The organism is Paenibacillus sp. FSL E2-0177 (assembly GCF_037992975.1).
GTDB classification, from domain to species: Bacteria; Bacillota; Bacilli; order Paenibacillales; family Paenibacillaceae; genus Paenibacillus_AQ; species Paenibacillus_AQ odorifer.
In genome coordinates this window covers 59,186-82,491 of sequence record NZ_CP150307.1, presented here as the reverse complement: position 1 = coordinate 82,491, position 23,306 = coordinate 59,186, and the positions used below count along the sequence as shown (strand labels likewise).

General features: G+C 46.6%; 21 protein-coding genes. All 21 read right to left on the bottom strand.

Going from position 1 to position 23,306, the window contains the following annotated elements:
- Nucleotides 1-390: 390 nt before the first annotated feature.
- Nucleotides 391-1,329, bottom strand: coding sequence for a cysteine synthase A (cysK, locus tag MHI25_RS00375; RefSeq protein WP_036678737.1), 939 nt, complete (start codon nt 1,327-1,329; stop codon nt 391-393).
- Nucleotides 1,330-1,470: 141 nt separating this feature from the next.
- On the bottom strand, nt 1,471-2,415 hold the full coding sequence (locus MHI25_RS00370; RefSeq protein ID WP_339170690.1) for a peptidylprolyl isomerase: 945 nt from the start codon (nt 2,413-2,415) through the stop codon (nt 1,471-1,473).
- A gap of 9 nt (nt 2,416-2,424) precedes the next feature.
- Nucleotides 2,425-3,309, bottom strand: a complete 885-nt coding sequence (hslO, locus tag MHI25_RS00365) for an Hsp33 family molecular chaperone HslO (RefSeq protein ID WP_036678742.1) — start codon at nt 3,307-3,309, stop codon at nt 2,425-2,427.
- A 47-nt stretch (nt 3,310-3,356) separates the two neighbouring features.
- Complete coding sequence (locus tag MHI25_RS00360) at nt 3,357-4,124, bottom strand: type III pantothenate kinase (protein ID WP_036678745.1); 768 nt, start codon at nt 4,122-4,124, stop codon at nt 3,357-3,359.
- A complete protein-coding gene (gene nadC / locus MHI25_RS00355; protein WP_340394793.1) occupies nt 4,121-4,996 on the bottom strand; it encodes a carboxylating nicotinate-nucleotide diphosphorylase in 876 nt (291 codons plus the stop codon). The genes MHI25_RS00360 and nadC overlap by 4 nt, the downstream gene beginning before the upstream one ends.
- Complete coding sequence (gene nadB, locus MHI25_RS00350; RefSeq protein ID WP_076130078.1) at nt 4,986-6,602, bottom strand: L-aspartate oxidase; 1,617 nt, start codon at nt 6,600-6,602, stop codon at nt 4,986-4,988. The genes nadC and nadB overlap by 11 nt, the downstream gene beginning before the upstream one ends.
- A 39-nt stretch (nt 6,603-6,641) precedes the next feature.
- Complete coding sequence (nadA, locus tag MHI25_RS00345) at nt 6,642-7,580, bottom strand: quinolinate synthase NadA (RefSeq protein ID WP_036678753.1); 939 nt, start codon at nt 7,578-7,580, stop codon at nt 6,642-6,644.
- A 259-nt stretch (nt 7,581-7,839) separates the two neighbouring features.
- Nucleotides 7,840-9,894: an ATP-dependent zinc metalloprotease FtsH gene (ftsH, locus tag MHI25_RS00340; RefSeq protein WP_036678755.1), complete on the bottom strand. Its 2,055-nt coding sequence runs from the start codon at nt 9,892-9,894 to the stop codon at nt 7,840-7,842.
- A gap of 109 nt (nt 9,895-10,003) precedes the next feature.
- Entirely contained in the window at nt 10,004-10,543 is a 540-nt protein-coding gene (hpt, locus tag MHI25_RS00335; RefSeq protein WP_036678757.1) for a hypoxanthine phosphoribosyltransferase, read from the bottom strand.
- A gap of 46 nt (nt 10,544-10,589) precedes the next feature.
- Nucleotides 10,590-12,032: a tRNA lysidine(34) synthetase TilS gene (gene tilS, locus MHI25_RS00330; RefSeq protein WP_076130077.1), complete on the bottom strand. Its 1,443-nt coding sequence runs from the start codon at nt 12,030-12,032 to the stop codon at nt 10,590-10,592.
- A 36-nt stretch (nt 12,033-12,068) separates the two neighbouring features.
- Complete coding sequence (locus MHI25_RS00325) at nt 12,069-13,013, bottom strand: serine/threonine protein kinase (protein ID WP_094902328.1); 945 nt, start codon at nt 13,011-13,013, stop codon at nt 12,069-12,071.
- Nucleotides 12,997-13,743, bottom strand: coding sequence for a VWA domain-containing protein (locus tag MHI25_RS00320; protein ID WP_038568031.1), 747 nt, complete (start codon nt 13,741-13,743; stop codon nt 12,997-12,999). The genes MHI25_RS00325 and MHI25_RS00320 overlap by 17 nt, the downstream gene beginning before the upstream one ends.
- Nucleotides 13,744-14,272: 529 nt before the next feature.
- On the bottom strand, nt 14,273-16,780 hold the full coding sequence (gene spoIIE / locus MHI25_RS00315; protein WP_076130076.1) for a stage II sporulation protein E: 2,508 nt from the start codon (nt 16,778-16,780) through the stop codon (nt 14,273-14,275).
- A gap of 343 nt (nt 16,781-17,123) precedes the next feature.
- Nucleotides 17,124-17,624 (bottom strand): S1 domain-containing RNA-binding protein, encoded by a 501-nt coding sequence (locus MHI25_RS00310; RefSeq protein WP_036678766.1) that lies wholly within the window; start codon nt 17,622-17,624, stop codon nt 17,124-17,126.
- A 124-nt stretch (nt 17,625-17,748) separates the two neighbouring features.
- On the bottom strand, nt 17,749-18,084 hold the full coding sequence (locus tag MHI25_RS00305) for a septum formation initiator family protein (RefSeq protein ID WP_076130075.1): 336 nt from the start codon (nt 18,082-18,084) through the stop codon (nt 17,749-17,751).
- 24 nt (nt 18,085-18,108) lie between these two features.
- On the bottom strand, nt 18,109-18,672 hold the full coding sequence (gene yabQ / locus MHI25_RS00300) for a spore cortex biosynthesis protein YabQ (protein ID WP_076186815.1): 564 nt from the start codon (nt 18,670-18,672) through the stop codon (nt 18,109-18,111).
- Complete coding sequence (yabP, locus tag MHI25_RS00295; protein WP_036678773.1) at nt 18,669-18,953, bottom strand: sporulation protein YabP; 285 nt, start codon at nt 18,951-18,953, stop codon at nt 18,669-18,671. The genes yabQ and yabP overlap by 4 nt, the downstream gene beginning before the upstream one ends.
- A gap of 159 nt (nt 18,954-19,112) precedes the next feature.
- The gene (locus tag MHI25_RS00290) at nt 19,113-19,391 is read right to left on the bottom strand and encodes an RNA-binding S4 domain-containing protein (protein ID WP_076130073.1); all 279 of its coding nucleotides are present in this window, start codon (nt 19,389-19,391) and stop codon (nt 19,113-19,115) included.
- A complete protein-coding gene (locus MHI25_RS00285; protein ID WP_036678778.1) occupies nt 19,391-19,663 on the bottom strand; it encodes an HU family DNA-binding protein in 273 nt (90 codons plus the stop codon). Before MHI25_RS00285 ends, MHI25_RS00290 begins: the two co-directional genes overlap by 1 nt.
- Before the next feature lie 289 nt (nt 19,664-19,952).
- Nucleotides 19,953-21,452, bottom strand: coding sequence for a nucleoside triphosphate pyrophosphohydrolase (mazG, locus tag MHI25_RS00280; protein ID WP_076280240.1), 1,500 nt, complete (start codon nt 21,450-21,452; stop codon nt 19,953-19,955).
- Between the two features lie 27 nt (nt 21,453-21,479).
- Nucleotides 21,480-23,162, bottom strand: a complete 1,683-nt coding sequence (locus MHI25_RS00275; protein WP_340394792.1) for a polysaccharide biosynthesis protein — start codon at nt 23,160-23,162, stop codon at nt 21,480-21,482.
- Between the last annotated feature and the right edge of the window lie 144 nt (nt 23,163-23,306).

Here is a 23,306-nt window from a genome sequence, read left to right as displayed (position 1 = left end):
GAAATCACTTCGCAATAAAACTCGCTTCGTAAGCATTTGCTTAGTTTTATGAAGCCATTACTTCGTAGAAATCACTTCGTAATAGAACTCGCTTCGTAAGCATTTGCTTAAGTTTTGTCCAGACTTTAATTATTTTAAATCGTCAGTAGTATATTGCCTGTCAGTATACTGTACTTAAGGCATGATTGAAAAGCCCTCAGCGATAGGAAATTATTATGATTTTTTCGTTTTCTGCAAAAACCAGAGCTTTTTTCAACAATAATAAAATTACCACGTCTAGCCTGCCATATATGCACAGTACCTAATGCCTGTTAAATCAACGAAAAGAGTCTCCATCACCACCAAAAAAGTGGTATGAAGACTCTTATAGATTTACGTTATTGCAAACAATTACGCTTCGAAATTGTAAAGTGGTGTGCTCAGGTAACGTTCGCCGTTACTTGGGATAATGACTACTACTTTTTTGCCAGGGCCTAAATCTTTAGCTACTTTAAGAGCGGCAAATACAGCAGCACCTGAAGAAATACCAGACAAGACGCCTTCTTCTTTAGCTACACGACGTGCAGTTTCGAAAGCTTCATCATTCTCAACGTGGATGATTTCATCATAGATATCTTGGTTCAAAATCTCAGGGATGAAGTTAGCTCCGATACCCTGGATTTTGTGAGGGCCTGGTTTGCCTCCAGCCAAGATTGGGGAAGCAGCAGGCTCCACAGCATAGATCTTAATATCAGGATATTGGCTTTTCAGCACTTCACCCGCACCAGTGATCGTTCCGCCTGTTCCGATACCTGCAATAAAAGCATCCAAAGGACCGCCGATGGATTCAATAGCGTCAATGATTTCAGGTCCAGTAGTCTCACGGTGAATCTTCACGTTCGCTTTATTCTTGAATTGCTCGGATGGGAAATAGCTTGGGTTCTCTTTCAGAATTTCGTCTGCTTTCTTAACCGCACCATTCATACCTTCCGATCCTGGGGTCAGCACCAATTCCGCTCCATATGCGCGAAGGAGATTACGGCGCTCCAAGCTCATTGTTTCCGGCATTACGATAACTGCCTTATAACCTTTAGCAGCAGCTACAAGTGCCAGGCCGATACCAGTGTTACCACTAGTAGCTTCTACAATCGTACCTCCTGGTTTCAGTAGACCTTCACGCTCAGCTTCTTCCACGATGCTGATTGCAATCCGGTCTTTTACGCTTGATCCCGGGTTCTGATATTCCAATTTCAAATAAATATCTGCGGAGCCTTCCTGTGCCAGACGATTCAAACGAACGAGCGGAGTACCTCCGATCAATTCTGTTACGTTGTTAACGACTTTAGCCATGAGCAAAAACCTCCTTAGAATGATAAATGCGATATAAGAACGTAAATTATGACTTTATGCTTCTGTGTATGGAGTTTAAATTGTTGACCACCGTCAGTTATTTCCGACTAAAACGGTAGGGTTTACGTTAATATCATATTATCAATCTTGCAGGCTGTTGTCAATATTTATTGACACCTCATATTTATTGCGTAAATCGCTTTCCACCTGCTGCAAGGGAGGGGCTTGCTCCAAAGCCAGCTCTTGACGTACAAGCGCCCGAATTTCTTTCTGATCCGGCATTTCTGGAGAGTGAATACTCTCCAAGCGGATAATGGCGAAGTCTTCCCCTGTCTCGATCGGACCGGCTATATCACCCACATCCAATCCAGCGGCAGTCTTTAACATTCCCTCTGGCCAAAAAGGGTCGTCTTCCTCTACTTTACCTAAGCTGCCTCCGTGCTGCCGACTCTCATCATCATTAGACACTTCCCTAGCCAAATCAGCGAAATTCTCACCCTGTTCCAAGCGATCCATTACCTGCTGACCTTCCTCATAGGATGAAACCTTGATCATAGAAAGCTGCATTTCCTTTTTTGGAATGAAGCGCTCGGCATTTTGCTCTAAATAAGCATCTATATCAGCATCACTGATTGTAATGCCCTCCGTGGCTATCGCTTGTAAGGACAGACGATAAGCTGTCTCTGCGAACACTTCCTGACGAGATAATCCGAGCTGAGATTGCATTTGAGCATAATATTGCGCTTCTGATTCGTACCCAACTATAGTGCGTGCCAGTTCCTGCTTAACCTCATCGTCTGTCACGGTAATTCCTAAAGCCTTAGCTTCCATGTTCACGACAATATGGTTAAGCATACTGATTAACACTTCTTCTCCATGCTTTCTTTTGAGCTCATCCATCCACTGCTGATCCGTTATCGGTTGTCCGCCTGCAGTCGCTACATCCGGTGATTCATTGTCTGTTGTATCTCCTTTAAGAAGGGCCATGGCGCGTAAACTCCAGAATAATAGACCCCCGAGCATTAAAGTTGCAACAGCTAGAATAATAACCGTATTGCGAAGTGCACGTTCCTGTCTCGTCATCATCCCAATGCCCTACGAATTCGCTTGTTCTAAAATGACCTGTAAATCGTCCTTATTGAAAACATAAGCCTCATTGCAAAAATGGCATACGACTTCAGCCTGTTCATCTTCTGCAATTAATCTCTCCAGTTCATCCCGCCCTAAGCTAACCAATGTCTGCTCTACCCGCTCACGCGAACACTGACAAGCAAAGTTAATATCCAGTTCATCCATAACCACTGCATCCGGCAACAGGTAGCGCAGCATTTCTTCTGGCTCCAGCCCCTGATCGAGAAGCGCCGTTACTGAAGGCATTGCCCCTACAGCTTTTTCAATCTCTGTGATCTCCGCATCAGTCAGACCAGGAAGAAGCTGAACAATAAAGCCTCCAGCCACAATTACTGACTCATCGGTATCTACCAGTACACCTAGGCCAACCGCAGCTGGAGTTTGCTCAGAAACCGCAAAATAATAAGTAAAATCATCGCCAAGCTCCCCCGAGATAATAGGAATACTACCGCGGTATGGCTCTTTCATACCTAAATCTTTTATAACATCAATGAACCCTTCAGTTCCCACCGCTCCAGCTACATCCAGCTTCCCCATGCTATTGCTCGGTAAATGAATGTGAGGATTATGCACATAACCACGCACTTCTCCCAACGCATTGGATTCTGCAACGATTTGTCCGATCGGTCCATTCCCTTTAACCATAATACTCAGCTTCTCACTACCCTTGAGCATAGCGCCCATCATGGCTGCAGCGGTAACTGTACGTCCCATTGCGGCTGTAGCCGTTGGATACGTATCGTGTCTGCGTCTCAGTTCTTCAACCAATTCAGTTGTGCGGACAGCAAACGCTCTCACTTTACCATTAAGAGCCGTGCCGCGGATTAGTCGATCCTTCTTTTTTTCCATTGGGTGCATAGCCCTCCTATCTCTTCGCCTTTTAGGCTTCTTTATCTTTATTGGTTACGATCGTAAATAATTCTTAATCCTTCTAGCGTTAACATAGGATTTACTTCATCGATACAGTCCGTTTCACCCGCAATTAGCGAGGCGAGGCCTCCGGTCGAAATAACCTTCAGTTCGGGAGCGTTCATCTCGACTTTAATTCGTTTAACAATGCCCTCAACCTGACCCGCATAGCCAAAAATAATCCCGGCCTGCATCGCGTGCACCGTATTACGTCCGATGACCTTTTTAGGCTTCTCCAATTCAATTCGCGGCAGCTTAGATGCCCGCTGGTATAATGCCTCTGTTGAAATGCCTAGGCCGGGGACAATCGCCCCACCAAGATAATTAGCACCTGCATCAATGCAATCAAAAGTCGTAGCCGTACCAAAATCAACAACGACAAGTGGACATTTGTATTGTTCAATCGCAGCAACTGCATTAACAATCCGGTCTGCGCCAATTTCACGCGGATTCTCATAACGTAAGTTAAGCCCCGTCTTAATCCCTGGTCCAACAATCAATGGGTCTTTGCCTATATATTTAATACACATATCCTCAATAGTCTTAACTAGTGGCGGAACAACCGAAGATATAATTACACCTTCAACGTCTTTGACAGATATACCTGACATGTGAAAAAGATTGTGTATCATTACTCCATATTCATCCACGGTCGATTGACGCGCAGTACTTAGCCGAAAATGATGCAGCAATTCGCGTTTTCTATATACACCGAGAACAATATTGGTATTACCGATATCGACAGCAAGCATCATGACAAAGGCCCTTCCTTCTTGGCATTAAGGTCTAGACTGATATCCAGACTGGAGAAGGAGTACGTAAGGCGCCCGACAGAAATCACATCCACACCCGTTTCAGCAATCCCGCGTAAGGTTTCTAACGATACATTGCCAGAAGCCTCTGTCTTAACATGCGGAGCTTTCGATTTAATCCTAGCCACGGCTTGCTTCATCATATCGTTAGACATGTTATCGAGCATTATAATATCAGCACCTGCTGCCAGCGCCTCTTCGACTTGCTCTAAATTCTCGGTCTCCACTTCGATGCTCATCGTATGCGGGATGTTCTTCCGGGCACGACCTACAGCCTGCCGAATACCACCCGCGCCTTTGATATGATTATCCTTGATCATAACTGCATCATATAACCCAAAACGGTGATTAAAGCCTCCACCAATACGAACAGCATATTTCTCTAGCATCCGGTGACCTGGTGTAGTCTTACGTGTGTCCACTAGACGAGTCGGTAATCCCTCCAGCACCTGCACGAAAGAAGCTGTACGTGATGCCACACCCGAAAGACGCTGCATCAAGTTAAGCGCAAGCCGCTCACCTGTTAGAATCGCATGTGTGCTGCCCTCAACCTCAATAATTACTGTCCCTTTAGTTACAACTTGGCCTTCTTCGACAAGAGCTGTAAAACTAAGTGCCGGATCCACAATTTCAAAGACCAGCTCTGCAATTGGAATGCCACAAATTATACCGTCTTCCTTGGCATGAATAATCCCTTTGGACTCATGGCCCACTGGAATCGTCATCTGCGTGGTTACATCTCCGGAACCAACATCTTCCCGCAACCAAGCCTTGATGGATTGTACTAGTTCTTCATTGTAACCATTAAACATCATCGCTTAATTCCTCCACTATTCCCAGTTCGCGAATTTGAAGCAGGTGCTTACGCCACTGATCATCATCCCGCTGCGGATAATCCTCACGGTAATGCGCCCCACGGCTCTCTTCCCGTGCCAGAGCGGACTCTGTCACAAGCAAACAGCAGGTCAGCATATTAGCAAATTCATATTCCTCACGTTTGGACAATGCTGATCCAAAGATTGGCAGCTGTCGTTTTAATTCATCTAGTCCTTTAAGTAACATCTCTTCGTTACGACGTAGTCCGGCATATCGAACCATTACCTTCTGTAGCTTCAAACGACGTTCCACAATAGCTTGAGTTGGCGAATCTACACGTCCCTCGTTACTGTTAACCGATAAAACATCACGGTCCAGCGGGGAAAGCTCATGAATTCGATCAATAATACGCTGTCCGAATACAATGGCCTCAGATAATGAATTACTAGCTAAACGGTTAGCGCCATGCAGGCCTGTGGAGGAAACCTCTCCGCAAGCAAACAGACGTGGGATGGTGCTCTCTCCATTCAGATCGGTCTTAATCCCCCCCATCATATAATGCGCAGCGGGAGCCACTGGAATCCAATCACTTGTAATATCCAGTCCATAGCCCATACATGTCTCATATATTGTGGGAAACCGATGCTTCACCATCTCTGGAGATTCATGTGTAATATCCAAATAAACGAACGTTGATTTAGTATGTTCCATTTCACTTACAATAGCTCGTGCTACAATATCCCGCGGAGCCAGCTCAAGCAGGTCATGATAACGTTCCATGAACCGTTCTCCATTAATATTGCGCAAGACTGCTCCTTCCCCACGCACAGCTTCGGAGATTAAAAATCTAGGAGCTCCCGGGTAACTAAGTGCTGTAGGATGAAATTGAATAAATTCCATATCTCGTATATGAGCCCCAGCGCGATAGGCGATTGCTACTCCATCTCCTGTAGCTACTTCTGGGTTGGTAGTGTATCGATATAATTGTCCTGCTCCACCAGAGCACAGAATGGTCGCATCCCCTTGCAGGAACAACCTTCCACCACCGGGCCGTTGCAATAATGCGCCTACACATTCTCCACCTTCAGTGATGAGATCGATAACATAATGATCATCCCAGACCTCAATATTCTCATGTTCGGCTACCTGTTCCGCCAATGCACGAACAATCTCATAACCTGTAGCATCCCCATTAGCATGTAAAATACGGCGATGGCTGTGCGCACCTTCCTGAGTCAAAGCCAGTACCCCATCTTCCTTATCAAACAGAGTTCCTAAGCGAATTAACTCATGAACGCCTTCCGGCCCTTCATTAACAAGTGCATCGACAGCTGTTGAGGAGCAAAGACCTGCTCCGGCCATTAAGGTATCCTGCCGGTGGTAAGCAGGGGAATCATCCTCAGCTATAACAGCTGCGATCCCCCCCTGTGCATAGCGAGTATTACTTTCCATTACTGATTTCTTTGTGATCATTATGACACGCCGATCTTCACTGGCTTTAATAGCTGTGAATAACCCGGCAATCCCTGAACCAATAACAATACAATCTGTCTTTACCGTAGGAATATCCCGAAGATCAAAATCAACCAAATATTGTGGAATCATGACCGCTTTTCACCTGTTTCAACGAAAGAGTAGCGCATGCTACCGGACTTGTAGCATGCGCTCTAGGGATGTTCTGGCTTTGTCGGCGACAGCAGGCGGTACATAGATTTGTGGCTTCATCGTCTCCAGGCATTTCACCAGTTTTTTTAGATTATTAACTTTCATATTAGGACAAACAAGAAATTTGGTAGCAAAATGGAATTCTTTATCTGGACTATCCTTACGAAGCTGATATCCGGTACCATCTTCCGTTCCAACGATAAATTGCTTACGATCCGATTTCCGGCAATACTCCAGAATTGATGTAGTGCTGCCTACATAGTCACCCATGGCGACTACTTCAGGACGACACTCTGGATGAACTACAAATTCCGCATCTGGATATTTTGCTCTCATTTCTACTACATCTTTGACGGTCAACATGTCGTGAGTGTTGCAATAGCCTTCCCAAATAATCAGCTTCTTGCCCGTCTGATCTTGTACATATTGACCAAGATTCTTATCTGGGACCCAAATAATCTCTTCGGCGTCAAGGGATTCGATTACTTTCACAGCATTAGCAGAGGTACAACAAATATCGGTTTCTGCTTTAATCTCGGCGGACGAGTTGATATAAGTGACTACTTTAGCATTTGGATGTTGAGCTTTTAGCTTACGCAAACCGTCTACATTGACCATATCTGCCATTGGACAGCCTGCACGTTCATCAGGAATAAGGACGGTTTTGTTCGGGGCTAGAATTTTTGCACTTTCCCCCATGAAATGAACACCGCAGAATACAATAACTTCTGCATCTGTCTCTGCAGCCTTCTGAGCGAGTAAAAAAGAGTCGCCCCGGAAATCGGCAACCTCCTGAATTTCATCACGTTGATAATAATGAGCTAAAATGATTGCGTTTCGTTCCTTTTTAAGCTGTTCAAGACGTATACGAAGTTCTCGATTCTGTTCCTGCTTGCGCTCAAGCGCCAGAGCTTCCACCGATTGTTCTCCCCCTTAAATCCTCGCGGCTTTTCGCCGACATGATGTTATCAAATGGCATGCGCCATCATGGTGAAAAAATGAACATGCTGATATAAATAGTAAGTAATATTAATCACTAATGTACACAACGTTCCAGCCTCTGTCAATGTAACTGGACAGGCTTTAAGGCATAGAATCCCTTAAAAATTAAAATAAAAAATCCGGAGAACAGTTACGTTCTCCGGATAAATTTACATCATATGAATGGTGGACCCAATTAGGTAAGGCTAGTGCCCCCACCTTTGTTGTCATCACCGGAACCGTCATTACCCTCAGAATCAGGGTTATTCGGGATATCCTTCGACAGGTCAGGAAGTGTGGACTGTTCATCCTCAGGCTTGCCTTGAATGCGAACTCGCACATCACCGATATTGTCGATGACAGGCTCGCCAACTTCATGGGCAACACCTTCGCCACCCTCTGGTTTACCATCCTCGGAAAGGAATCCTTGTTCAATCAGTTGTGTGATCTGATCAAGCTCAAGTGTTTCTTTCTCAAGTAATGTATTGGCAATCAAGTGCATTTCTTTGGAGTGTTTGATCAACAGATCTTTACAACGTTCGTAACTCGAAGTAATAAAGTTCTGCATTTCCTGATCAATCTCATAAGCAATGGAGTCACTGTAATTCTGTTCATGCCCAATATCACGACCCAAGAATACTTGACCTTGAGAAGATCCGAACTGCATAGGTCCAAGCTTATCGCTCATACCGTACTCCATAATCATGGCACGCACGATGCGCGTAGCCTGTTGGAAGTCACTGTATGCACCCGTACCGATCTCACCAATAAACAATTCTTCAGCAACACGTCCACCAAGTAATCCAGTAACCTTATCCAAAAGCTCCTGCTTGGTAACGATCATCCGATCTTCCTTCGGAAGCATAATAACATATCCGCCTGCACGTCCGCGTGGGATAATAGTAACTTTATGCACCATATCGGCGTGCTCAAGGAAGTAACCTGCAATAGTATGGCCTGCTTCATGATAAGCTACAATACGTTTCTCGCGGTCACTGATCACACGGCTGCGTTTCTCAGTACCTACGATAACACGGTCAATAGCTTCATCCACTTCAATCATGGAAATATCTTTACGGTTACGACGTGCAGCTAGCAAAGCTGCCTCATTCAGCAGATTCTCCAGATCAGCACCTGTGAATCCGGTTGTGCGTTTAGCAACAACATCCAGTCTTACATCTTTCGTAAGCGGTTTGTTACGAGCGTGAACCTTAAGTACAGCTTCACGGCCTTTCACATCAGGACGGTCAACCGTAATTTGACGGTCAAAACGTCCTGGACGAAGCAATGCCGGATCAAGTATATCAGCGCGGTTAGTCGCCGCTACAATAATAATGCCTTCGTTACCACCGAATCCATCCATCTCAACCAGCAATTGGTTAAGCGTCTGTTCACGCTCGTCATGTCCGCCACCAAGACCGGCGCCACGCTGACGACCCACAGCATCAATTTCATCAATGAAGATAATACATGGAGCATTCTTCTTAGCATTCTCGAACAAATCACGTACCCGAGAAGCACCGACACCCACGAACATTTCCACAAAGTCAGAACCGGAAATACTAAAGAAAGGAACGCCAGCTTCACCTGCTACCGCACGGGCAAGCAATGTTTTACCTGTTCCCGGAGGACCTACAAGCAATACGCCCTTAGGAATACGTGCGCCGACAGCTGCAAATTTGCGTGGATCTTTTAGGAACTCAACGACTTCGACAAGCTCTTGCTTCTCTTCGTCCGCCCCTGCTACATCCTCAAAGCTGATTTTCTTCTTCTCTTCATTATATAACCGAGCCTTGCTCTTGCCGAAATTCATGACTTTACCGCCGCCACCTTGCGCCTGGTTAAACAGGAAGAAGAACAAGATGAACATAATTACCAGTGGGATAATTGAAGAAAGGAATGTCAGCCAAATGCTGGTACCTTCCATTTTCTTCTGAGTTAATTCAATCCCATTAACATCACTGGCTTGAATCAGTTCATTGATAGCGGCATCTGTAGGAGGAATATATGTGGAGAAGCTTTTCGATTTAGTATCGGCAGGCAGCTCTCTATACTCACCTGTGACCAGAAAGGCATTACCCTCAAACTGAACCGTCAAATCCTTCACATTGTTGTTCTTGATCTCCTGCCGTAACTCGTCGTATCTAGGGAAATCGGCGGCTTCATTTCCATTGCTCACAAACTGGACAATACCCACCACGACTAAAAATAAAATCAAATAAAAACCAGAATTCCGGATGAACCGATTCATCCCCTACCTCCTCTCACAACACTCAAGTTATTGTACCATAGCCTCTTGGGACACCTCAAATAAAGGAAGTTGTGGGTATCCGATCCGTATGATCGAGGCAGTCCTTAGTTCAATTGGAATAAATCTCAGGTTTCAGTACTCCAACATATGGGAGGTTCCGATACCGCTCGGCATAATCCAATCCGTAGCCTACTACAAATTCGTCAGGTAACACGAAGCCTGTGTAGCTGGCTTCAAGATTAACAGTGCGGCCTGATGGTTTATCAAACAAGGTAACCACAGAGATAGTAGCAGCATTCCGGTTGCGGAGCAACTCAATTAAATAGCTGAGTGTAAGACCACTGTCAATAATATCTTCAACGATCAAGATATCGCGGCCTTCTACCGATACATCCAAATCCTTAATAATTTTGACTACTCCAGAGGACTTGGTGGATGCTCCATAGCTGGACACTGCCATGAAATCCATCTCAACAGGTACTGTAATGGCTTTAACCAAATCTGCCATAAATATAAACGCACCTTTTAGTACACAAATTACTAAAGGGGTACGACCTGCGTATTCTTCGCTCAGTGTTCGACCGAGCTCCTTAATTTTCTGCTGAAGTTCCTCTTCGGTGATCAATACTTCTTGAATATCGTTTTGCAACTTGCGAAACCTCCTAAGTTATACTATGAAAGACTTACTTCGACCATTACGTGACTTCGTGGTCATCCAGCTCTGCCAGAGACAATAGAAGTACGGAGGTCGTGTGCCGCCCTACTGCGGCATGCATCGAGCGTCTTACGCCCGGAATCCAGACGATATTGCCCAAACCATCACAAACGAGGGGAATCAATGACCGTTCGGAAGCAGGTATTTTATCATCAATATAAATATCTTTTACCTTTTTGCTTCCGTTTAATCCCATGATCCTTATGGTATCTCCAGGCAATCGGGATCGTATCGTCAGTGGAAAGACCAGTTCATCACGGTCAAACCAAGCCGACATCTTCCCATAATCCTCCCCCTGTACAAAAAAGTTTTCTCTCTCCAGTACCGCCATCGACATCACCTTACCTATTTCCTCCAATTTAAGCTCAGAGTCCGGTAAAAACAGACGATATGTATAGCTTGCCTGTGGCGTCGTGGGCTTGGACGAGAACAAGATACTATCATATTGCCGCACACAAGTCAGGCCTCCACCCAAATCCAAGCTCCAGGTGGTGGGATAGCTCTGCAGCGTTCCCCGACGTACAGCTTCAATCTTGGGGAAATCAAGGGCAGATAAATCCGCCGACAGATAATTTAATATTAGTTTAATCAAACGCCGTTGTAAAGCGGAGGGTATGGCAGCAAATGAAGCTCTGTTAAAGGTGTATTTCCCATCCCCTTCCGAAACTAGCTCTTCAAAGCATTTTGCCGCAGACGCTTCCATATACTCATCTTCAGCTCCCGCAATTTCCGCAAGCTGTACGAGGGATTGCCTCACTCTACCATTATACTTTTCCAGAAAAGGAAGAACTTCCAAACGAATGGCGTTCCGCTTATATTTCGTCAGCAGATTGGTGGCATCCTCAGCATAAGTGAAACCTTCATTTTGGCATAACCCTAAAAGTGCTGTTTTGTTAATACGTAGGAATGGGCGAATGAGTTCCACCTTTTTTTCTGTTCTTTTCCACTTGATACCCGACAGTCCAGATAAGCCACTTCCGCGTAATAGACGCATAATTACAGTTTCTGCCTGATCATCAGCATGATGAGCCAGAGCAACAGAACGCGCCCCATATCGGTGCGCCGTATCAATCAGAAATTCGTACCGCTTCTCACGTGCAGTACCCTCAGGACCAAGTCCACTCTCTTTAGCCAAGGAGGGAATATCGAATTCCGCAAACTCAAAGGGCAGTCCCAATTCTTCAGCCATACCACGTACGAGCTCTGCCTCTTCCTTCGACTCCGGCCTAAATCCATGATTCACATGAGCACATATTAAGGTAAGCGGTATAAATTTTAAAGATATTTCATGTAAAACATGCAAAAGAGCCACAGAATCCGGGCCGCCGGAAACTGCGACTACAATGGTGTCATGGGGCGCCCACAGCTCATGCTCGGCTGCTGACTCCAATACAGACTCCACCAGTCCATTCATTTGCTCCATATGCGCCCCCCTCTCTCTCCAACTATATGTATGAGTTCAAAAACGGAATACCCAATAAATCGTAAAGGCGAGCAAAAACAAAGACAATGCGAATGCATTTTTTAACCACCGAGGGGTGTCCATACTATCCGGGCGCTTTCTGCGCGAGTTATAAATATGGTTTCGCCAGACCTCAGTAGCATCCGCAGAGCCTGAGAACCCCCCTTTTAACGCCATACAAATCCAGGAGGATAGTTTCTTATTGGGTAAATTTCTAGCCAGCTTAAATAATTCGTCCACACTTCTCGTCTGCGGCAGCTGTAAGGCTGCCTTTTTGAGCCCTTCTTCATTGAGCAAACGAAGACACAGCACAGCAAATGCGAAAAGATCGTAACCCTCATCGCTGATTCGACTGCCCGCATTCCAGAAACCACGATCATGCCATTCGGTAAACTGCTTCACGCTACGACCAATAGGGCTTGTGCCCCCAAAGTCGATCAGTTCCACTTCACCGTATTTAGATACCATGACGTTCTCGGGCTTCAAATCACCGAACACAAATCCACATTCATGCAGTGTGCGCAGCTTTTCAAGCAGACCAAGACCTACCAGGCCTAACCAATCGGGACCGTTTTTCGATAAAAAATGATGCAGCGGTTTGCCTTCAACATACCTCATCACATAGAAGGGGATATTATCCCCATTCGCAAAATCATCCGCTTCCAAAAAATAAGAAGACAATGGATTCTCACGACGAGCCCGATGTTCATTCCGCTTTCGTCGCGATTGCAGCGAGGTCAGTACATTGATCTCCGATTGAAGTTCAAGTGTATCGTATCCGATTTTTAGCGCGTACCTTTCCCGTCTGCCTTCTCTTTGCACAAGATATACGGTTCCGTTCGCGCCCCTTCCCAGCATCCGCTCAACGACATAACGGTTACCCCGCCATTTGCCGTTAATTAAGGTACCAGTAGGATAGGACGGATTAGACGACATACCCACCAATCATCCCTTCTCTTTCGTCGTGGTCATCGCTTAGTCGGCGTCCACGATGTTCATCCAGTGTATCATAACGATAATGTTCAAGCACCTTGAAAATAGCTGGGCCAGTCGGTGTTGCGCCTCTCATGTGTAATTTAGAGAATAGCGTACGAATACCTGACATGTCATGCGTCCAATCCAGATCAAGCTTGGCATCTTCACTGCTGTTATTTCCGGGAAAATGAAACACAGCAATCTCACTCTTGCCTTCCCGCGCTTCTAAACTGAGCGCCAAATCGCGAATTGCATCTTCGACAGCACCCAGTTTAGGCTTCATACTGGCACTGGCATCGATAAGAAGTGCAATGCGCAGCGGCGTTGTTTCTGTGAGTTCATCTACAACTGTAACAACCTGTGAACGTTGAACAGGAGGCAGCTGATCCAGTGAGCCATCGCCTAGTATCTTTTTTACCTCTTTATTAACCGCCTGCTGGATCGTCTGAACCACGGTCTTGCGTGTCATCATCTGAATCGTCTGCGCCAGTTGTGGTGTTCCGACTATTCGGCTAAGGCCTCCCCCGGCCTTGGCAATGTCGGCAATCTCCCGGCTGCCGATTTCACCGATCGTACCATAATCAACTACACCGACCACATTTACGGTGATTCCCTCCTGAAGGGCATGCGCCGCTGCCAACACCGGACTTTCTCCTACATTCGAACAACCGTCAGTAATGAGCATAATTTGCTTCATAACCCTCAACTCCCCCTTTGTTTGAACCTCTGTTTCTAGCATATCCAGAAATGAGAGATTTCAAACGGTCGATATTAAGTGTGGGAATTTCGATCAAATAGGGGGGGGTAGTGAATAGGGGAACTGCGAGAAATGTTTGGGCTTTCGATCGCTGTTGTCCTCAGATTCCTTGATTAGAACCGCCTCTCGCGGTTGGAATCCGAGGACAAAGGCGAACGCTCCGCTTCTACAGCTCCAAACTTTCTCTCCGTTCCATACCTTCACTAGTAAACAGTTTAGATCTACAGACTCCGTCCCAAGTCAACCGACCATTGAAACGAGAATAGTAGAGGCCGGCGAGTTACACATCACGGACTCGCCTCGACTGCCTCCATTAGCACGACGCCTTACGCGTGCTACAAACTCACAAGCAACACGACGCTTCGCGCGTGCCCCCAAGCGGCACGATATCTTGCGCGTGCCTTAAACTATACAAGCAATACGACGCTTCGCGCGTACCCAACATTAAAACCTACTAAACCTAAAATAACTAACTTACCGTACGCGGGCGCTCCATACGGCCGATGCCCGGCATATGCAGGCTGGACCATTCCGGATGGAAATGATCAAGACGGCTGACGACAATAGTCATGTCATCAAGGATCTCATTACCCTGATAACGGATCACTTTCTCCAACAGGCTGTCCGCTAAATCCTGAGGATCATCACCCTCAAGCTCTTGGATCATCCGTTTCATCCATATCTCCTTATTAACGGCATATCCAGGCGCATCATAAATACCATCTGTCATCATAATTAAAATATCGCCAGGGCGAAGCTGCATACTGATTAAATCCACATCAATATCTTTAATGATTCCTATCGGCAGATTGCTAGAGGTTATTGGAATGACCTCACTCCCCCTCCGGATGAAGCTTGGTGCTGAAGCAATCTTCATAAACGTTGTCTGCGCAGAATATTGATCGATTAAAGCCATGTCCACAGTAGCATAGAATTCATCAGGGGAGCGTAATAAAAGAATTGAGTTGACCGACTTTACAGCCAGCTTCTCATCCATTCCGGATTGCAGCAGCTTTTCTAACATGCCGAGTGCGGCACTGCTCTCCATCCTTGCCCGCTCACCATTCCCCATACCATCACTAATGGATACTGCAAAGGTGCCATTTCCAAGCTCTACGGTGCTGAAACTATCGCCAGATAGCATATCTCCACCTTTAGAAACAACTGCCACACCCGTGTTTACCTCAAAGGCTTTGGCTGAACCAAAGGTAACCATCGAGAGTCCTTCCCGGGGATGAACCGCCGTCTCACTCATGACAGCAATATTCTCATCCAGAATGTCGGAGAGGAGTGGGGCAATCATTTTACGGCATTCATCAAAACCGCGATTATAAGCGTGCACTACTTCTATTTCTACGCGTCCTGGGTCCAGACTTAAAATTTCAATGCCATGAATAGACAGTCCCAATTTCTCAAGAGCCTCGCGGATTTGCGCTTCCTGCCGATACATGGCCTGTCCCTCACGCTTAATTTCCTTGGCCAAGTCTTCCATAACCTGTGACACGCCTGACAACTGCTCGGCAACAAATTGGCGACTATCGTATATTTGTCTTTTCCACCGCATATCATGTTGGTAGAGATCATATTGTCCCTTCATGACCTCAAGCACTTCTCCGGTTTTGCCACAAATACGGCTCCATTCCGGTGGCAGCTGAGCAGCCGTAATATCAGGGCATTCCTCAACAGTTGTCATCATATCTGTCATGTATCTATATGTCTGATAGAATTTTGCATCCCAGCAGTGGGTACGGCGAATGCATCCAGCACAGGCGCCTTCTGTGACCGTATTCATAAAATCTTCCATTTCACGATCCGATTTGCCCACTTCTCCGGCACGTGGAATCTGACCAAAGCTACTGGAGAGCTGTTGGAATACCTGTGAGAATTGAGTGACCCGTTCTGCAGTCAGATCCCTGACCCTGCGGGCATATTCATGTTGAGATCGGCTATGATCTGACGTGCCCGGTACATATTTTGCAATCGCCGATATCATCGCCTTAGGCGTTATTAGAAACAGCACTATTGCTGCGCAGGTCTCCCATGTTGAGGCCATCATATCACCCGGACCCGTAAAATAGACGGAAAGGATCGTTGATCCTAGCAACATGCCAATAGATACCGCACCCTTTCGCCCACCCTGCATCATTCCCGCTAGCATTCCGGAAAAAGCAAGCAGACTCATCTGATAGATAGCACTGATATCGGCCAGGCTGAGGATCAACCCCGTCACCACCCCAACAGCTGCACCGAGGGGAGCGCCCCCCGCCATGGCAAAGAGCAGAATTAAATAACGAGACAATATATGCTCTAATGACCAACCATTAAGGGTCCAGCCCACAAGGCCTGTCATTACGGAGGCTAACAGAATAATAAGGCATAAAACCTCCTCGTTCCTCAGCGATCTGCTCTTTTGTTTGTAAGTTAGTAGAGGAAGTGCCTGAATGAACACAAGGGTAAGAACAAACCCAAGTAAAGCATCCAGAGTTGTCATCATAAAGGGGTACCAGGAAAGAGACGGTCCGAGAACAATCTTGAACAGGCCAACCATAAACGAGGATACGAATACCATAAGGGGTGCATAAGACAAATCTATTCGTTCGAAACTTTCAAGCCCTCTATAAACAAGAAAAAATATAATTAGTTCAGCCGTAGTAACCAAGGCACCCGGAAACGGAGTGAAGAGACTTCCAGCTATAATAGCACCTGCTACAGGTAACATAGAGTCTCGACGCATAAACACAATGACGGCAAAATATGCGACAGCAAAAGGGGACAGCTCGTCCAGAATCATAGCTCTACCTAGCAGAAACCCCATAAAGCTTAACAGAAGCATCCACTTCTTCGCTGTAATAAGCTGAATATATCGCTGCTTCTGACCCCAAGCTATAATACGCGTGCCTAAGGCTTGTCTCTGCTTCTTATCTTCGCTTCCCACTCTTGTCCACTCTGGCAAATTCACCACATTGCTTTTACTCATTTCCCTACACCACCCGTTTAAGAATTTATGGTTCTCATTATATAGCGGGTCATTTGAGAAAGTTTGTCAGAAATGGAGGGACAGTCATAAGAAATTTCCGACAAAAAAGCCTTTGTTCATTATTCCTAAAAAAATAGATCGATCCCTTGCGCCGCAGTAGGTTGCTTCTCCTTAAGCTTGTTTCCAGTGCAGTTTTAGGCGCAAGCCTGGCGGTCATTCGCCAGCGATTGCCCTAGAGTTATGTGAGAATGACATGGATGCTGTCGGCAAGTTTATATGACACGACAAAAAAACCGCAAGGGCGAAATGCCCTTGCGGTTATTTATGATGTACAGGTATTGGATTATACGCGTTTGGCTCCACGGCCTCCGCGCTTTCCTTCTGTGTTCTTCTTAATCGAAGATATCCGTTCTTCGCTGTCTTTCAGGAATCGCGACATTTTATCCTCGAATGAAGGTTTACCGGCTGCAGGCTTAAATGGACGCCCACCCCGTTCACGATTGAATCCACCGCCGCCTCCACCACTGCCGCCACCGCCGCCGAAACGGTCTCCGCCGCTAGGACGTTCTGGTCTTGGAGCTCTAGGCGGACGTACTTCCGATGCTGGCTTGTCAACAGCCTGCTTAATGGAAAGTCCGATCTTGCCGTCCTTATCGACGTTGATCACCTTGACGGTTACTACATCACTAATCTTCAGATGATCGTTAACATCCTTGACGTAATTATCGGCGATTTCCGAGATGTGAACGAGACCTGTGACACCTCCTGACAGATCCACAAATGCTCCGAAATGCGTGATGCCTGTCACTTTGCCTTCTAACTTGGTGCCCACTTCAATTGCCATAGAATAAAATGATCCTCCCTTAAAAATATACAGACGAATATTAAGGTCATCCTGTCTGCGGTGATTTGATTATACAGTAAAGAGCAAAGCAAGGCAACAGAGTAAAAGCCTCTTTTAGCCAGTATTATTGCTCTGATTGCTCTGTTCGAATAGGAGTTTCCCCTTGAGGATAGATATTGTACCATTTACGCGCTAATTGGCCAATATACTCATCATCATTAAGTCTGGACACTTCATATTTCAGTTGATTCAAAGATGCTGTGACACTCTCACTAGTCTTTTGTTTCTTGGCCAGTTGCTCGCCCTTGTCCGTAATTGCCGCACTTTGATTGAAGTAAGTATAACCCGCCCAGCCAAAAAATACTGCCACAAAGAGAATCCACATGACTCTTCTTCTCTTCGCGCCTGCGGCCGAATTTTTGCTGGGATTACTTTTCTCTTCCGCAGTGAATCTGTTCATGCAGCGTACCCCCTAATTCAAAGGTCAGCGTTTCCGCCATTTGGTAATCCATCCAGTAATCTTCACGATCCAGGCGCTATGCTTAAGCCGAGATAACCATGGAGAAATCCACCTTACTGGTAATACCCAAATTGGCTTCGTTAGACGCAGCAGAAGCTTAAGGATGAATAATAGAATACGACCTAGCAGCACTAGCAACCCTATAATAAGGCGCCAAAGCCAGCGAAGAGGTTTACCTATTAGAATCTCCACAAGTCTCCATAGCAATCTGCACATATACTGAACCGATTGAATTAACATTAACACAAAACGCCGCACCGTAACACTGAAGATCAAAAAATAGATCCATATTCCTAGAAATAAACCTAAAAAGACATAAAATCGCAATTGCCCCTGATTTCCGGCATAGAGCATTCTAAAAACAAACAAAGCAGCACAAAGCCAATACAGCAGGTCAAGCATGGCATTCAGCCATTTGGGAAAATTGAACTTGAGCGACAGCACCCGGTAGCTGTCATAGGCCAGTCCCATTGTCACCCCGGCCAATATCATGTAGAACAGCGTCAGCCACTGAACTGCAGGATTCATTTAAATAGCTTACCGAGTAGACCTTTATTTTTGCCCTGCGATCCGGGATCTAGATAAATCAGGGAATGTACATTGCCCTCCAAGGACAACAGTCCATTCTCCAGACTTAAATTTTTGATATGTAAATGATTCCCGCGAATGGTGAGATGGCCGAGTTCTGTACGAAGCAAAAATTCCTCGCTATCAAAGCTCTCCACATTTTGCACGCCCGTCAACTCTAGCTGTTTACGACTGCGCATGTGCAGATCATGCTGTTTATTTACCTTTCCTGGCTCGATCATAGCATGTACCCCTCCTTCTTACCTCTAATCTATGGCAGTAGAAGAAGTTATAGAACATTCCAATCCACTAAAATAAGAGAGATAAAAAAAGAAAAAAGAAGGCACAACTCTACAATATGTAAAGTTGTGCCTTCTTTTTTACTATTAACTATGTTACTCCTACCAGTCCAAGCCGGTGCTTTTGGCAACAGGCTCTTCCCGAAGTAGAGTATACATACCAGCGGCTTCGTCCTTGCGTGTCGTTTCGACTAGCTTTTCGACTTTGACCGTTACAAGCTTTTGTCCAAATTGCACAGTAATCTCGTCACCGATCTTAACTGCACTACTTGGCTTAGATTCCCGCCCGTTAATCAGCACCCGGCCTTGTTCGGACACATCCTTGGCCACTGTACGGCGCTTGATTAATCGGGACACTTTCAGGAATTTGTCAAGACGCATTAGTTAACGGCTTCTTTAAGCTTGTTACCAGCTTTAAATGCCGGTACAGTTGATTCTGGAATTTCAATCGTTGTGCCCGTTTGCGGGTTGCGACCAGTACGTCCTGCACGTTTACGAGTTTCGAATGTACCGAAACCGATCAGTTGAACTTTATCGCCTTTTGCCAAAGCTTCTGTGATCTCACCCAAGAATCCGTTCAATACTGCTTCTACATCTTTTTTTGCCAATCCGTTTTTCTCGGAAATGTTGTTTACCAAATCTGTCTTGTTCATAATTTAAAGTTCCTCCTAGGATACGAAAAAATAAATGAAACGAGATTCACCGCCATATTATGGGGCAAGTCGTCATTTCGTCTTTATGATATTCTTGATGTCATCTTAAAATCCTGCCACGAATCGTCGTTTTTTTAAAAAAGAAACAGTTATTTCTCAGAAATCGTCGCAGAATCTATTCTATAGCACTATTAAACTACTCGCCATAATCTAAATCAGAGATGAATGCTACTTTCACAGCATTGCCTCATCTTAAGGTCCGTATACCGTACATAGTCTGAGAAAATTACTATACTTTTCGTTCCTCAGTCTTTGCCTCCTGCCACAACTCTTCCATCTCTTCCAAGCTACTATCTTCTACACTCATACCCTTGGCTCGCAGACTTTGCTCGATATACTGAAACCGACGCACAAATTTGCGGTTGGTCCGGGTTAAAGCTTCTTCCGGATCTGCGCCAATAAATCGGGCAACATTGGTAACAGCAAATAACAGGTCGCCCAGCTCCAGAATTTGATCCTCGGCGGCTGCATCAGTATCGATGGCTTCTTGCAGCTCTTCTATTTCTTCACGAACCTTAGCTAAGCAATCCGTAGCGTTGTCCCAATCAAAGCCCACCTTGGATGCTTTTTTCTGAAGCTTGTACGCCTTCATAAGAGCGGGCAAATCACGCGGAACCCCACTGAGGGCGGATAATTCCTCTGGCTTCACGCCTTTACGCCGCTTCTCCTCCGCCTTCATGCCCTCCCAATTGATCAGAGCTTCTTCAGCGTCATTCGCATTCTTGTCACCAAATACATGGGGATGGCGGAAGATAAGCTTATCATTCAGTCCTTCTATGACGTCAAATACGTTAAACGTGCCCAGCTCCTCTTCCATTTGGGAGTGCAGCATGATCTGCAGCAAAAGGTCGCCCAGCTCCTCTTTCATATGGTCTGGGTCATCCTCATCAATCGTCTCCAGCACTTCGTAGGTTTCTTCGATTAGATTTTTACGCAAAGATTCATGAGTCTGCTCCCGATCCCACGGACAACCGTCCGGACTACGCAAAATATCGACAATCTCATGCAAGCGAGCGAAAGTACGATTTCTTAGCTTCTCCTCACGATTCGCAGGTACATAGACCAGAGACAAATTACCATAACCCTCAAGCCGATCCAATTCGTATAGAGGAACAGTCACAATGTTTTCTTCGTTCTCCACGCCAAGGGCATGACCCACCACCACTTCATATTCGGGCGGATACAGCTCCATCAGACATAACTTTGTCTCCGAAGCTGTAAAGCTGTCATAAACCTGGCCAATCAGAGTATGCAATTCAGGTTGAAGCTGAGCGCTGCGAATGCCTGAAGCATCTAATAACTGGAAGCCTTCAATAGGGTCGAACCCCAGTCGCACAAACGCCTCGTCCAGAAAACTCTCCCCGCCTAATATTTGCAGTTCTATTCCTTCTTCCGGGCAACGCTGACGCAGCTGTGAAACAGCTGACTCTGCAACCATGGGATGCCCCGGAACCGCATAGACAATATCTGTACCCTCTGCGGCGGAGCGAGCCTCTTCAATCAATTTTGAAGTAATTGCAGCATAAACCTCAGGAAACGAAGCTAATGTTTCATACAGTCCATCAAAGGATTGCGTGGCGATTTCAAGCTCGGTGAGAGCAGCCATGACTGGATGCTCTTGGGTACGAACGTAGACAACGGATGCTGCCTTCAGTTTTTTTATAATTCCTAGTGTCAGCCGATCGGGATTACCTGACCCGAGACCAACAACTGTTAATGTTGCACTCATATCTGTTCCTCCTTTTAAGCGGGTTAATTATGGAAATAAACGCAGCTTTTTGAACTTGTCCGCCAGAGACGGGCCGATGCCCGGAAGCTGGCGAAGCTCGCTTTCGCTGAGCAGCCGCAGCAGCACCGCGCCTACGGCAAAGACAACGCAGCCTGCGAGCACCCCGAGCAGGCTCTGCGCCAAGCTGGCGGTGCGTCCGCCGCCGATGCCAGCGGCCGTAGCCGCGGCGCCAGTGCCCCAGCTGGCAGCTGCGGCGGCAAGAGCCAGGCCCGCTGTGAGCAGCGCGGGCCGTGCCAGGGCATCTGCGAGGCGAAGCCGCAGATGGCCCTGGCGGTACAGCAGCAGCACGTTAAGCGCTGCTGCGAACGAATGCGCGGCCACGCCAGCGATGGCCGCGCCGGTAATGCCCTGCTGCGGAACCAGCAGCAGGTTCAGGGCCGCCTTGAGCAGCGCGGCGGCCAAAAGGTGCAGGGCCGGGGCGCGCACGTAGCCGAGGCCCTGCAGGAGCGCAGCAGAGATGATGCTGACTGTACCGCCAACAGCGGTAAAAGCCAGCCAAGTCATTGTGCTGCTGCCAGCGGTATCGCCGTAAAGAGCCATATTAATCGGCTCAGCAAGCACTGCAAGGCCCGCTGAGGCCGCTAGACCTAACAGCCAGAACCAACGCAGCGACAAGCTGCAGCGGGTCTCAATCAGCTTCATATCTCCCTTGTACTTCGCTTCCGCCAAAGCTGGAATGAACACAACAGACAGTGAGGTGGCAATCATCGTTATAATCTGCACAAGTGGCAAACCCCGATTGTACACACCAAACTGGGCCATCGCAGCTACTTCACTTCCGTCAGACGACAGCAGTCGAGGCACAGTGAATACATCTACAAGACCGATAAGAGGCATAGCCAGTGCACCTAGCATTACGGGAATTCCATAAGCCAGCAGTGTACCTGCTTTAATGCCCATAAACCCTTGTTTGGAACCTAGTCCATGTCCTGCATCCAGCGCTCTTACACGCTGACTTTCGACAGCAGCAGCTACTTCAGCAGCAGCTTCCTGTTTTACCCTCCGGCGGTGACGTCTCAAGTACAGCAGCATAATTACAAGCCCTGCGGCTCCCCCTCCGGCAGAACCAAGCAGCGCGCCAGCAGCGATACTCTCGGCTCCTGCTCCCTGCGAAGTGAGATATAACAGAAGAATAATCATCACTGTAACCCGTACAGACTGCTCTACAATCTGTGACACGGCTGTAGGAACCATATTATGCAGCCCCTGAAAGTACCCGCGTATGGCTGACATGACAGGGACAACAGCCAGACCCCAGGCGCTTGTCCGCAAGGCAGGCATTACATGTGAGTTACCTACCCATTCGGCAATGATGGGTGCACCTGCATAGGTGATGGCGCCGATAATCAAGCCGCTGATGCCTGTAATTAGCGCGGATAATAGTAGAATCCGGCGGCCTTCTTCATCGCGTCTCCCAGCCGAAGCTTCGGCGACAAATTTGGAGATCGCCGCAGGCAGACCTAGCATAGCTACCGTTAACAGCATTGTATACAAGGGATACACTGTGTTGTATATACCAAATACAGCATCTCCGCCTAGATTTTGCAGCGGAATTTTTTGAAGTGTGCCAATAAGCTTTGAGATAATGGCCGCGGCACTAAGGATAAATGCGCCTTGCAGCAATCGTGATGTTTGTGTATTAGATTTCATATAATACCTGCTTCTACAACTTTGATGGGATGAATTTCTATATTATAACGTATGTATGCCCACAAGTAGAAACGGTTTTGTGTAAACGACAAAACCCCGTTTGCCCTTTGTATATCTTACCAAAAGGAAAGCGGGGTCTAAATT

Excerpts from the sequence above, each read along its gene's own strand:
- cysK (WP_036678737.1), bottom strand. The coding sequence starts at position 1,329 with ATGGCTAAAGTCGTTAACAACGTAACAGAATTGATCGGAGGTACTCCG.
- MHI25_RS00370 (WP_339170690.1), bottom strand. The coding sequence starts at position 2,415 with ATGATGACGAGACAGGAACGTGCACTTCGCAATACGGTTATTATTCTA.
- hslO (WP_036678742.1), bottom strand. The coding sequence starts at position 3,309 with ATGGAAAAAAAGAAGGATCGACTAATCCGCGGCACGGCTCTTAATGGT.
- MHI25_RS00360 (WP_036678745.1), bottom strand. The coding sequence starts at position 4,124 with ATGATGCTTGCTGTCGATATCGGTAATACCAATATTGTTCTCGGTGTA.
- nadC (WP_340394793.1), bottom strand. The coding sequence starts at position 4,996 with ATGATGTTTAATGGTTACAATGAAGAACTAGTACAATCCATCAAGGCT.
- nadB (WP_076130078.1), bottom strand. The coding sequence starts at position 6,602 with ATGATTCCACAATATTTGGTTGATTTTGATCTTCGGGATATTCCTACG.
- ftsH (WP_036678755.1), bottom strand. The coding sequence starts at position 9,894 with ATGAATCGGTTCATCCGGAATTCTGGTTTTTATTTGATTTTATTTTTA.
- tilS (WP_076130077.1), bottom strand. The coding sequence starts at position 12,032 with ATGGAGCAAATGAATGGACTGGTGGAGTCTGTATTGGAGTCAGCAGCC.
- MHI25_RS00320 (WP_038568031.1), bottom strand. The coding sequence starts at position 13,743 with ATGAAGCAAATTATGCTCATTACTGACGGTTGTTCGAATGTAGGAGAA.
- spoIIE (WP_076130076.1), bottom strand. The coding sequence starts at position 16,780 with ATGAGTAAAAGCAATGTGGTGAATTTGCCAGAGTGGACAAGAGTGGGA.
- MHI25_RS00310 (WP_036678766.1), bottom strand. The coding sequence starts at position 17,624 with ATGGCAATTGAAGTGGGCACCAAGTTAGAAGGCAAAGTGACAGGCATC.
- MHI25_RS00305 (WP_076130075.1), bottom strand. The coding sequence starts at position 18,084 with ATGAACAGATTCACTGCGGAAGAGAAAAGTAATCCCAGCAAAAATTCG.
- yabQ (WP_076186815.1), bottom strand. The coding sequence starts at position 18,672 with ATGAATCCTGCAGTTCAGTGGCTGACGCTGTTCTACATGATATTGGCC.
- yabP (WP_036678773.1), bottom strand. The coding sequence starts at position 18,953 with ATGATCGAGCCAGGAAAGGTAAATAAACAGCATGATCTGCACATGCGC.
- MHI25_RS00290 (WP_076130073.1), bottom strand. The coding sequence starts at position 19,391 with ATGCGTCTTGACAAATTCCTGAAAGTGTCCCGATTAATCAAGCGCCGT.
- MHI25_RS00285 (WP_036678778.1), bottom strand. The coding sequence starts at position 19,663 with ATGAACAAGACAGATTTGGTAAACAACATTTCCGAGAAAAACGGATTG.
- mazG (WP_076280240.1), bottom strand. The coding sequence starts at position 21,452 with ATGAGTGCAACATTAACAGTTGTTGGTCTCGGGTCAGGTAATCCCGAT.
- MHI25_RS00275 (WP_340394792.1), bottom strand. The coding sequence starts at position 23,162 with ATGAAATCTAATACACAAACATCACGATTGCTGCAAGGCGCATTTATC.